The sequence below is a fragment of the Liquorilactobacillus uvarum DSM 19971 genome, from assembly GCF_001434935.1.
Lineage (GTDB): Bacteria > Bacillota > Bacilli > Lactobacillales > Lactobacillaceae > Liquorilactobacillus > Liquorilactobacillus uvarum.
The window spans coordinates 45,798-57,966 of record NZ_AZEG01000015.1; the positions used below are offsets into that span (position 1 = coordinate 45,798).

General features: G+C 36.3%; 9 protein-coding genes and 1 riboswitch. All 9 genes read right to left on the reverse strand.

From position 1 onward, the window contains the following. Position 1: 1 nt before the first annotated feature. A complete protein-coding gene (gene gatC, locus FD20_RS08185; protein WP_057737562.1) occupies positions 2 to 304 on the reverse strand; it encodes an Asp-tRNA(Asn)/Glu-tRNA(Gln) amidotransferase subunit GatC in 303 nt (100 codons plus the stop codon). 103 nt (positions 305 to 407) lie between these two features. Further along, positions 408 to 1,559 (reverse strand): CamS family sex pheromone protein, encoded by a 1,152-nt coding sequence (locus tag FD20_RS08190; protein ID WP_057737564.1) that lies wholly within the window; start codon positions 1,557 to 1,559, stop codon positions 408 to 410. Continuing rightward, positions 1,556 to 3,568, reverse strand: a complete 2,013-nt coding sequence (gene ligA / locus FD20_RS08195; protein WP_057737575.1) for an NAD-dependent DNA ligase LigA — start codon at positions 3,566 to 3,568, stop codon at positions 1,556 to 1,558. Before ligA ends, FD20_RS08190 begins: the two co-directional genes overlap by 4 nt. A gap of 41 nt (positions 3,569 to 3,609) precedes the next feature. After that, positions 3,610 to 5,844, reverse strand: a complete 2,235-nt coding sequence (pcrA, locus tag FD20_RS08200) for a DNA helicase PcrA (protein WP_157060880.1) — start codon at positions 5,842 to 5,844, stop codon at positions 3,610 to 3,612. A gap of 190 nt (positions 5,845 to 6,034) precedes the next feature. Further along, positions 6,035 to 7,222 carry a 5-(carboxyamino)imidazole ribonucleotide synthase gene (locus FD20_RS08205; RefSeq protein WP_057737566.1) on the reverse strand — a complete coding sequence of 396 codons (1,188 nt, stop codon included), beginning with the start codon at positions 7,220 to 7,222 and terminating at the stop codon, positions 6,035 to 6,037. Between the two features lie 331 nt (positions 7,223 to 7,553). After that, on the reverse strand, positions 7,554 to 8,846 hold the full coding sequence (locus FD20_RS08210; protein WP_057737568.1) for a nucleobase:cation symporter-2 family protein: 1,293 nt from the start codon (positions 8,844 to 8,846) through the stop codon (positions 7,554 to 7,556). Further along, entirely contained in the window at positions 8,839 to 9,426 is a 588-nt protein-coding gene (locus FD20_RS08215) for a xanthine phosphoribosyltransferase (RefSeq protein ID WP_057737579.1), read from the reverse strand. The genes FD20_RS08210 and FD20_RS08215 overlap by 8 nt, the downstream gene beginning before the upstream one ends. A 78-nt stretch (positions 9,427 to 9,504) precedes the next feature. Then, positions 9,505 to 9,603, reverse strand: a riboswitch (purine riboswitch). A 44-nt stretch (positions 9,604 to 9,647) separates the two neighbouring features. Then, positions 9,648 to 10,328 (reverse strand): glycoside hydrolase family 73 protein, encoded by a 681-nt coding sequence (locus FD20_RS08220; RefSeq protein ID WP_338040552.1) that lies wholly within the window; start codon positions 10,326 to 10,328, stop codon positions 9,648 to 9,650. Positions 10,329 to 10,927: 599 nt separating this feature from the next. Beyond that, the gene (locus FD20_RS08225) at positions 10,928 to 11,365 is read right to left on the reverse strand and encodes a MarR family winged helix-turn-helix transcriptional regulator (RefSeq protein WP_057737569.1); all 438 of its coding nucleotides are present in this window, start codon (positions 11,363 to 11,365) and stop codon (positions 10,928 to 10,930) included. Between the last annotated feature and the right edge of the window lie 804 nt (positions 11,366 to 12,169).

Here is a 12,169-nt window from a genome sequence, read left to right on the forward strand (position 1 = left end):
ACTATGCCTCCTCATTTTCATCAATAATTGCTGGAACTTTAATAAACCCATCTTGATGTTCAGGGACATTTTTCATTAACAGTTCACGCGCTGTTCCCTTGACTGCATTATCTTCACGCATTGTATTGATAGAATCCGTAACATGTGTCGTGACTTCAACCCCATCTGTATCAACATCGCTAAGTTGCTGAACCATGTTTATAATTTCATCCATTTGCCCAGTAAATTTTTGTAATTTCTCTTCTGAAAAAGCAAGTTTAGCTAATCCAGCAACATGTGCCACTTTACCTTCACTAATTGCCATTTATTCTCCCTCTTCCTTCTTTTTATAATTTCATTCTAGCATATCTAATTAAGTAAATGCGCAGTTGAATTTAATTCACTGTCAACATTATTGATTTGAGCCATTAGTAACTGCTAAAGACGTGCGTATAGTAACTGCTGTCTTTGGCTTTTCTTGCAAGAAAACTCTGAACAGTCCCATCGCTCCCCTTAACCGTAATATCAATTGGAATTCCACTAGGGAGATAAGTTTTCGCAGTCTGAGCAATAAATTGCGTAAAACTGGTTATTTCTGTTTCACTATAAAACTGTGTCGTGATATTCACATGTAATCCTTTTAAAGACTTATTCTCGTACTGACCTTGGGCTGTAACACCAGCCAAATTAGGGAAGAAGTTTTGAATTTGTTTCTTAAAGCTTTCAAATGAAGTCTCATCATTATCATTTGGTACAGAAGACGATGATGTTGAAGGAAAGACGTAGCTCTTTACATTGACATCTTTCCATGAAGAAATTGAACTACCGTTTTTGCTGACCGTATAAGCGTAAAATGATCCTCCAACTAGGCTATCATTAGATGCCTGTTGATACATTCCGATCAAGATTGGGATATTGTCGGAAACCCCCTCTGTATTTCGTAATCGTGAAAGGACTTTTGCCGCAGCTGCCTGTCCTTCTTGAATCATTTTTTCCTTTGAAATAGTCGTTGTAAATGTTGCTCCATATTTTTCTTTCTCGTAATAATCTTTGCTGTTCATCCCAATTCCAATTGTTATTCCCGACAAAGTCAACTTGCCATTTTTTTGTTTCATATAATCTTGTTCTTCTATCTGTTGAACATACATCGGGTTTCGCTTGTTAGCATCTGTTTGTCCATTATCAACCGGATTTAACCCACTCGAATTCGATTTTGATTTTCTCTCTAACCATTTTTCAACTGTTGTTGATGATAGTATCTGTCCCTCTTGAAAAATATAGCTATCTGTTGAAAATTGGTTCTTAGATAATTGGGTCAACCCAGACTCGAAACTTTTCAAATTTAAAAGATTATCTGAATTTTGTGTCACTCCAACACCACGAGCTTTGCTTGTCAAATATTTTCCATTTTTGACGACACCCTCATACTCGCTGTCACTATTTTGACCTGTTGTTTGATATCCTGATGAAGAACTCTTTGCAGCGCTATTACCAGTCGAAGTTGAGTCACCAATTTTCCCACAGGATGCAAGTAGCATTACACTTAATCCCAAGCTAAAAATAACTCCTATCTTTTTCACTTTATTTCCTCCATTTGCTCGATAAATTGTTCTTCATCTATGACTCTAACTTTTAATTTTTGTGCTTTCATCAGCTTGCTTCCCGCGCTATGACCCGCAATTAGCAAATCAGTTTTTTGCGAAACACTTCCAGTAACATTCGCACCGTGATTTTCCAACCATTTTTTGGCGTCAGATCTGCTCATGTGTTCTAAAGTTCCAGTCAAGACGATCTTTTTACCAGTAAAATAACTTTTTTCCGTTTCAAGTTGTTTCTGCTCCACGCCTTTGTATACCAAATTAACTCCGACATTAGCCAACTCAGCAATCAATTCTCTAACTTCATCATTGCTAAAATACGTCACGATACTGTCAGCAATTACCTCACCCATTGAATCAATTTTTAAAATTTCTGTAGCATCTGCCGACATTAATTTCTCTAGGTCTCGAAAATGCTGCATTAAAAGACGAGCTACCTTAGCGCCAACATGACGTATCCCTAAACCAAAAAGAAGTCTTTCAACGGAATTATGCCTACTTTTATCAATAGCTGTCAACAGATTGTTAGCAGCTTTATCTTTAAATTTATCTAACTTAATCAAATCTTCAAAATTCAGGCGATATAAATCAGATACATCCGCTACCAACCGATGTTTAAACAACTGTTCGACTACCTTAGGTCCCAGCCCAGAAATATCCATTGCATTTCTCGAAGCAAAATGAACTAAACTTTCTTTTATCAATGCCGGACATTTAGGATTGATACACCTTAATGCAACCTCATCATTCAAGTGTACCAACTCTGCATCACAGATAGGACATGTTCTTGGAATAACACTCTCCTGTGAATCCTTTGGTCGGTTCGCTAGCACTACATTCGAAATCTCGGGAATAATATCGCCAGCTTTATGCAAAACAACAGTATCCATCAACCGGATATCTTTTTGCTTCAGATAATCCGGATTATGCAATGACGCCCGTGCAACAATAGAACCAGCCAAACTTACCGGATCCATAACTGCCGTTGGGGTGACAATGCCGGTTCTTCCGACTGTCCATTCTATTTGACGTACAATTGTCTCCTGTTCATCTGGCGGAAACTTATATGCTATCGCCCAACGAGGAACTTTTACTGTATTGCCGACCATGCGTTGAACGGTAAAAAGATCAGCTTTCAAAACAATTCCATCGATGTCATAAGGAAGCGCTGTTCGTTTTCCTTGGTATTCATCAATATAAGCATCTATTTCAGCCATAGTGGAAGCTATTCGCGATTCTGTATTAATTCTAAATCCCCACTCCGACATTTTCTTTAGTGCTTCACTTTGTTTGCCTATTCCCAAATTCTCTGGATTCATTAAATAATAAATAAATGTGCTCAAATGACGCCGAGCAGTAATACCAGTATCCAACTGCCTTAAACTTCCCGCAGCAGCATTGCGAGGATTAGCAAATACAGGTTTTCCTTCTGCCTCACGTTTGGCATTCAGTTCAACAAAAGCACGTTTTGGCATATAACACTCGCCACGAACTTCAATTGAGACAGGTTCTGTTAACCGCAACGGTATAGCTTTTATCGTCTTAAGATTTTCTGTAATATCTTCACCGACAACCCCATTGCCTCGTGTCGATCCTTGAACAAAAAGCCCCTTTTCATAGACAAGCGAGATCGCCAGACCATCTATCTTCAATTCACAGTTATAAGCAAAATTCTCATCTACTGTTTTATGCAAGCGCTTATCAAATTCAGCCAATTCATCTTTAGAAAAAACATCACCCAAAGACAGCATGGGCAGCTCATGGTTCAATTTGTTAAACCCTGACAATACTTGTCCCCCAACGCGTTGAGTAGGAGAATCATTCACTATGATTTGAGGAAATTTTTTTTCCAATCCGACTAACTCTTGATAAGCTTTATCATAAACTACATCTTCCACAGTCGGTTGATCCATAACGTAGTACTGATGACTCCACTCACCAAGCTGTTTTCGAAGTTCCTGTGCACGTTTTTTAGCAGCCTGTTCAGTCAACACATGCTCACTCTCCCATTATTTTTCGAGGTTGAAAATTTTTACTTACTTTTTGTTATTGGCGCAAAAGCAGCCAGCAAGCGTTTGATCCCTTTTCCATCAAAAGCAATATCAAGTTCAAGATCTTCTCCTTGACCCGAAGTCTTAACAACAGTTCCGGTTCCCCATGCTTTATGCATGACTTTGTCCCCTATCTGCCAAGACTTCTTATCGGCTCCAGTGCCTCTATTTTTCTCTATCGTTCCAGCAGGTTGCCGGTACACTGGTTTGTTAAACGTTTTTTGTCTCTCTGGGTGCCGCATGTTGTTTAGAGAAGTATTTCCAACTTCATGATTTTCAGCTTGCAACAACTCTGGATCGATTTCTTGAATAAAACGTGAGGCTGGATTATTTTGGCGTCGACCATATAACATCCTTGAAAAAGCATTAGTCAAGTACAGTACCTTTTCAGCACGGGTAATTCCCACGTATGCAAGCCTTCGTTCCTCTTCAAGCTCACTTTCATCCATCATTGAACGCGAAAGCGGAAATAGTCCTTCTTCCAATCCCATTAAAAAGACAATAGGAAATTCCAATCCCTTGGCAGCATGAAGTGTCATCAATGTTACTTCATTTGCATTCTCTTCGACTCCATCTTGATCTGAGACCAGCGCTAGATCGGCTAAAAAGTCAATAAACGGATCGCTTGCTTCATCTTCGGGTTCCCAATTATCATCAAACTGTTTTGTAACTGTCAAAAATTCGTTTAAATTATCAAGTCTGCTCTGATTTTCTAAATTTTTAGTTGCTTCTAACGCAGCCTTATATCCGGTCTTATCCAATAACCGTTCTGTCAATTCAGTAACATTCAGTTTTTCCTGCATAGTACGCAATTCTTTGATCGTATACGCAAAATCACTCAAAGCCCTGCTTGCTTTGCCTGACACATTCGCCAGCACCGAATTACTTGCTGCTTCAAGCAAAGACATGCCACTCATTTCAGCAAAAGCTGTTAATTTTTCAAGACTAGTTGCACCAATACCTCTTTTAGGCTCATTTACTATTCGTTCAAAACTGATATTATCTTGTGGATTAGCAATTAATCGAATGTATGCTAAAACATCCATAATTTCTTTACGATCATAGAACTTATGTGCACCAACGATTTTGTATGGGATATTCGCTTTAATGAAAGTTTCTTCTATCACACGCGACTGTGCGTTAGTCCTATATAAGATCGCAAAAGAGCCAAAATTATATTGCTTCTGCTCCATCAATTTTTGAATGTTTCGAACAACATAAAAAGCCTCATCATTAGCATTTTGTCCACGGTAATAATGAATTTTTTCACCTTGTGTATTATTTGTCCACAACTGTTTTTCTTTTCGTTTGGCATTATTTTTTATGACTGCATTCGCTGCCTGCAATATATTTTTGGTTGAACGGTAATTCTGTTCAAGTTTTACAATTTTTGTATCTGGATAATCTTTTTCAAAATTTAAAATATTTTCCATATTTGCGCCACGCCAGCCATAAATACTTTGATCTGCATCACCAACAACACAAATATTGTGATTTTCTTGAGCCAAACTGTTAACAAGCTCATACTGAGCTTCATTCGTATCTTGATATTCGTCAACGTGAATGTAAAGAAACTTTCTTTGATAATACTTTAAGACCGCTTCATTCTCTTTAAAGAGCCGCAAAGTTAACATAATAAGATCATCAAAATCCACTGCTTGATTCTGTTCTAATCTTTTTTGATACTCTGCATAAACATCTGCCACGATCTTTTCAAAAGGAGTTTGCGACTCCTGCGCATAATTCTTCGGTGTTTTTAAATCGTTTTTAGCATTAGAGATTGCGCTTAAAATTGAGCGTGGATCGAACTTTTTGGGATCAATATTCAAATCTGCTAAAATATGCTTGATTAATGTTCGCTGTTCACTTGTTCCTGTTATTGTAAAGGCACGGTTATAACCCAATTTGTCAATGTCTCTTCTCAAAATGCGAACACACAGGGCATGAAATGTTGAAACCCAAACAGCCTCAGAACCTTCACCCAGTAATCTATTCACTCGCTCGCGCATTTCTTTAGCTGCCTTATTAGTAAATGTGATTGCTAAAACATTCCAAGGATTGACATTTTTTTCTTTGATCAGATAAGCTACCCGATGTGTTAAAACCCTTGTTTTTCCGCTTCCAGCACCAGCGATTATCAAAAGCGGTCCTTCAGTACACAAAACAGCATCTTTTTGCTTGTCATTCATTCCATTTAATAGATCATCTGCTACCACTATTTTCAATCCTCTCTTTAGTCCAGTCAGTCTTTATTATAGCAAAAAAAAGAGAACACTTCTCTAAAAAAAGAAACAAACCTACTCCTGTTAGATTAGCAATCTTTTTTCAAAACTGTGCATCCCTTAATTTATAAAAATACGCCTAGAATTATACTCTTAACTCAAATATACATAAAAACCCTTTTAATCAATCTTTTTCTGGACCATCTGTTACCGTCTCTTCAGGTACAATTTTGTCTTTTTCAGAATCTTCACTCCAAATACCAGTTGCATCAATTTGCTGAATTGCAGCCTCTACCGTATCAGCTAGGGCAATTAAATAACCTGCTTCTCGAATACGTGCCGTTTTAGGATAACGATAAAAACGATAATACCAATTATCCTTAAGAATCCACTGTGTTCTGAGCTCGTCCATGTCTTCCACACACAATGTAACTACCGCAGTCGGCTGTAAAAATTTAACTTGCGGCAAAGGCATATGCGCAATAGCACGGATATGCTGCTCAAACATCGACACATTAGTCGCCTTATCAAAAACATAGCCAGCTTTATGAAGAGCAGGCACTATTCTTTTAACATATAATGTGCCACTTTTAGTCAAGAAAAAAGCTATTTCTAAAATGCCGACATAATTCAACTTACTGGAAATATCACTTGCCAATCTTTGAATTTCTGCCTTGATTTCTGGAGAAACATCAGATTTGACAACTGATTGGTGTAGTTGATGATTGTGGTAAGTATTTTCAACAATTGGGAACATATTCAAATCACCATTTGCTTCTTTAGCAATGACGACCGACAGTTCTTTCTCATATGGAATCCAAGCCTCTAAAATAAAAGTTCCCAAATCGACTAAGTCGGCACACTTTGAAATATCAGACTGCTTTTTGATGACCTGTTGGCGTCTCCTTCCATACCCCTTTTGGATAGGTTTTAGCACACACGGATAACCGATAGATCCAATTGATTGATAGACGTCATCCAAACCAACAATTGTCGCATATGGCGCAATATTGATATTAATTTGTTCTAGAAACGCACGCTCTAATAGCCTATCCTGTGCATTTTCCAAGGTTTCTTTTCCTTGAGGCACGCGCGTGAAACGCTCTAAAAAGGCAATTATTTCAGCCGGGACACTTTCTGACTCATATGTTACAATATCGCATCTTTCCGCAAAATCCTGCAATTTGCCCTTATCATCCTGCGTACCTATAATTCTTAAATCGGCTTCTTGCATAATAGGATTGGCTTCATTTGCTCCAAAAGCAGCAACCTGAAAACCCATTTTTTTTGCAGTTTCAGCTAACATTATGCCATTTGGACTATCCCCGATTATTCCAATTGTACTTCCGGGAAACAACACTTCATTATCCATTGTCTCACTACTTTCTCTATGGTCAGTTAATATTAGTCTAATGATTCTTAACCTCGCAGATTGCTTTGCGAGGTGTTCTCTCGTTTAACAGTTTACCATACATTGTAGATTTCAATTATTTATTAATTCTAAAAAAAAGCCCGTTTTACAAAAAACTTGATCTTTTCTTAAAATAAAAAGTAATTTGTTCATATGTCTTAAACTATCGATTTAATTTGGGCTTTTTCACAAATCTGTTCCAAGAGTTGATCTTTCTTATATAAACTGCGTGTTGCTCATTATGATTGCTTAAGTTTTGCCGATCGTTTGTCCTATGCTCATGCATCTATTGCTATTTCTCTGAATGATGTTCTTTAAAAATAATATTCAAGGTGACTGATACTAAACTGGCGATAACAATTCCATTCCCCAAGAGCAGCTGTGCAGTCTTAGGCAGAAACTGAAAAATTCCCGGATACACTGAAACACCCAAACCCAAACCAACTGAAAGTGCGACAATTAATAAGTTCTTTTGGTTAGAAAAATCAACTTTTAATAACATTCGCATTCCCTGAACGCTTATCATGGCAAACATTACCAACATTGCACCACCTAAAACCGCTGTTGGAATAATAGTAGCTATCGCACCTACTTTAGGCAAAAGTCCCATCAACATCAACAAACCGGCAGACCAATAGATCGGCTTTTTAGTTTTAATACCTGAAAGCTGCAGCAATCCAACATTTTGTGAAAAAGTCGTATATGGGAAAGTATTAAAAATACCACCCAAAATAGCTGCTATTCCCTCTGCCCGATAGCCATGCTTTAATTCTACCGCTGATATCGGTTTATTTAAAACATCACCTAACGCAAAAAAGACACCTGTGGATTCGACCATTGAAACCAGTGAAATAATAATCATTGTGATTGCAGAAGACCATTCAAAATGAGGAGGCCCAAAATAAAAAGGTTGCGGTATACGGAACCATGAAGCCTGCATAACAGGTTCTAATGAAACCAAGCCCAGCATTGCAGCAGCAATTGTGCCAACGATCAATCCCAGCAAAACAGCAATAGTACTTATGAATTTTTTACCCCAGACCTGAATAAACAAAATAACAATAATAGTTAAAAAGCCTAATAGTATATTATGTAACTCACCAAAACTCTTTGAAGTTGCATCGCCGCCTCCAATATTTTGAACCGCAATCGGAATCAGCGTTAATCCAATAACCGTTATCAATGAACCCGTCACAACCGGCGGAAATAGTTTTTTTACTTTCGAAAATTGACCAGAAATTAAAAAAACAAAAACACCTGCAATAATAATAGCTCCATACATTGTTCCGATCGTAAATTCTTTTCCAATCATTTTTAAAGGCTCAACAGCCTGGATAGCGCACCCAAGTACAACAGGCAGACCAATTCCAAAATAACGGTTTCGCCAAAGCTGCAATAAAGTTGCCAAACCGCACATAAAAATATCAATTGAAACCAAATATGTCATTTGAGAACTATTGAATTTCAAAGCAGTTCCTATTAGTAAAGGAACTGCAACAGCTCCTGAATACATTGCAAGAAGATGCTGTAAACCCAAAATAGCAGCTTTCCCTTGACCAACCTTTCTTTCAACTTGATTAATCATTTTCAGCATCCCCCGCAAAATGTACTTTTTCCCCTTCAAATGAAGAAATGCGTGCTAGTGACTCTAGTCTCACACCACGTTTTTTAATCAATTCAGCGCCAGTTTGAAATGATTTTTCAATTGCAATCCCAACTCCTATAACCTGTGCTTTGGCTAGCTCACAAATATCAAGTAAACCATTCACAGCTTGACCATTCGCTAGGAAGTCATCAATTATCAACACATTGTCATTAGCATTCAAAAATTTTTCATCGACTGAAATTGTATTTTCAACTTTCTTTGTATATGAGTATACTTTTGCTGTATATAGCCCGCCATCCAGAGTAGCGCTTTTTTGTTTCTTAGCAAAAACCACTGGAACGTGCATTATTAAACCCGTCATGATTGCAGGCGCTATTCCTGAAGACTCAACTGTTAATATTTTAGTAATAGACTCTTCCTTGTATAGACGTACAAATTCTTGTCCCAAAGCGTACATCAAATCTGGGTCAATTTGATGATTTAGAAATTGATTAACTTTTAACACATCTCCAGAAAGCACAAGCCCATCTTCACGGATACGTTCTTCTAATAATTTCAATTTATCCAACCTTTCTTCTTTGAAAATAAAAAAGCTTCTCTTAATACGACAAGTCGTAAAAGAAGCCCCTCTTTATTATTGATAGCTTTTTTTACTTATAGTCCAAGATTTGCGGCCTTGGGTAGAAACTTGTCAACCATATTATGACATTATATAAGTACAATACTTACGTAGATTAGCATACATTATTCCAATCAGCAAACACAAATGGTCAGTCCCATTTAGTTTGCTGATACTTTATCATATTTATTTAGTTTGTATTCTTGAATAATCTGAATTAATTTTTTAGCATACTCTGGATCAGTCGCATAACCCTGCTTTTGCAGCGCCGCTGCCGCATCTTGATAGTTTTTAGCAGCTAACACCGTACGATAATGTCCTTGATCCCACTCAGTTCCATTCACGAATAATTGGGTGTGTGCTTCAATTGAAGCATTCCAATCCTTATAAGTTGCAAATTTAGCTTTAACTGTTATCCACTGTCCATTGACGTATTCAGACGTTGTCATCATTTGAGCATCCGCTGCATTACTTTTAACACCAAATAAATTATGATATTGGCTTGCCAGTTGGCTCTCTCCCCAATTTGATTCAAGTGCTGCTTGTGCGAGAGTAATACTAGACAAAAGCTGATATTTTTTCTGTTCACTTTGTGCAATTGGAAGAATTTGATTAATAAAATTTCTTTTAGTAGCATCACTAATCTGTGCAGTATTCACATTATTATTATCTGATGATGAATACTTTCCAAGCCAATTCATCACCTGGACTGTTAAAATGCTTATAATCAAAACCAGCACTAAAACATTAGTTATTTGCAGTTTCCCATTAACTACCAAAAAGCCCTTCTTTTTCCGGCTAACTTTTCTTTTCCTTCTCTTCTTTTTAACCAACTTTTTCAACCCTTCATAAATTAACAATACTTCACTTCTATAACTTGATTCAAGCATTTTTGAAATATCACAGAGCTCGTCATTGATATGATAATATGAGCTCAAACCGCTTAACCGTACTATTATCTCAAAAAAACTGTCCTTTTAAAGTGCAAATTACAAACATTCTACAGTGACAACAAGCCCTGTCTGCCCCGATAATAAAGAAAGCAGGTGGGCTCTTGCCTGCCATTGCTAGATCATTTTTAAGTCTTCTACACTCAAAATATCATATCAGACAATCACCTTTAGTTAGCTGTGCACAGAGGTGAAAGAAAAGAAATTCCAAAAGCGCTAATCATTAGTCAGATTATAACATATAACATTTTATAAAATTTTTGAAAATTAATTAAATAAATACTTAATTTAAAAAATTACACTATTTATTTTCTAACAAATTTTTTTGAAAGTTTACACGCAAATATTTAAATCAGCATTCTTTTTTCATCTAAAAAAGCTAGACATAATTCTAAACACATATAAGCTTAAACGATTCTTACCATAAATAAAAAAAGTCGAGATACACTCTCAACTTTTAACCATCAATATAAATATTACCCATTTTCTTATTAAAATTCATCCAAACTCTCATCCGTAATTATCTCAATTGTTTGACGCAAAACACGCTTAAAGATAGCCAAATCCTTAGGGGCAACCTCATCTTCGAGTTTGTTTTCCAGTCTCTGCCAAAATTCATTGTCTGAATCCATCATTTGATGATACTTATCTGTGACCATTAAATGAGTAACTCTGCGATCTACATCATCCAATCGTTTCTCAATCAATCCTAATTTCATTAATTTTTTAATGTGATAATTAGTATTAGGTGTTGATTGATCAAGAAGTTTAGATATCATTCCAATCGTTGGTTCTTTTAGTTGATATATAGCTTCTAAGTAATATATATCAATCGCGCCAAGTTTTTCAAAATCAGGTGAGTTTTGATGCCGCTCATGCAATCTTAAAACTTGCGTTAAGTTAGTTAAAGACTTTTGTAAAGTAATCACGCTTTTTTCCCCCGAATGTTTAAAATAATTTATATAACATACGAACTATCATAATATACTAAAATAATATATCATTGTCAAGCAAACACTGTAAGTTATATTTTTCTTTACCTTCTATGCATGTATTTTACACTAATATGTTTAAAAGTTCTAAAAATTTGTTTCTCACTAAAGACATGCCATTTATATTACTCTTCACGCATCTTTCTGTGCAATTATTATTAGAACAAGCAATAACCTTACCAGTGCTAAACTACATAACTTCCATTCTACTATTTCTTTGATCAAATTTAAATAACATATCGTAATATGTATTATTTAAATTATTAAAAATGATAATTTTTTACTTATTATTGTTCACGACCTGCCTTCAGATAGCTAACGCTCTGATTCACTAACACATCTCCTCCTTATATAAATTGCGTGCAATTAGTTAATCTTCAGCAGAATCATCATTCTATTCCCCGCATTCTCTGATAATTAGTAAAAACTTTGCCATGCACTATCTTTGCTCTCTTACTTTATTTTATGTTTTTTCAAAGCACCAGTAGTTGAACAATGATATTGCCTGAAGCAGTTATATTATGTTTTCCTTTTTTAAATCAACTGACCATGTGAACTTTATAGGACTTGGAATTACTCCAAAATCATGGACGCGGATATTCTTAAAATGTCCTATTATGAGGGCTAAGTAGCGTAATTAATAAAAAAATAGTTTTACTTGAGCCTGCAAATAGTTAGCTTTTGAAAATAAGAGGCTGTGACATAACTAGCCTCTGTATAAGCAAATAGGACGAGAAACCG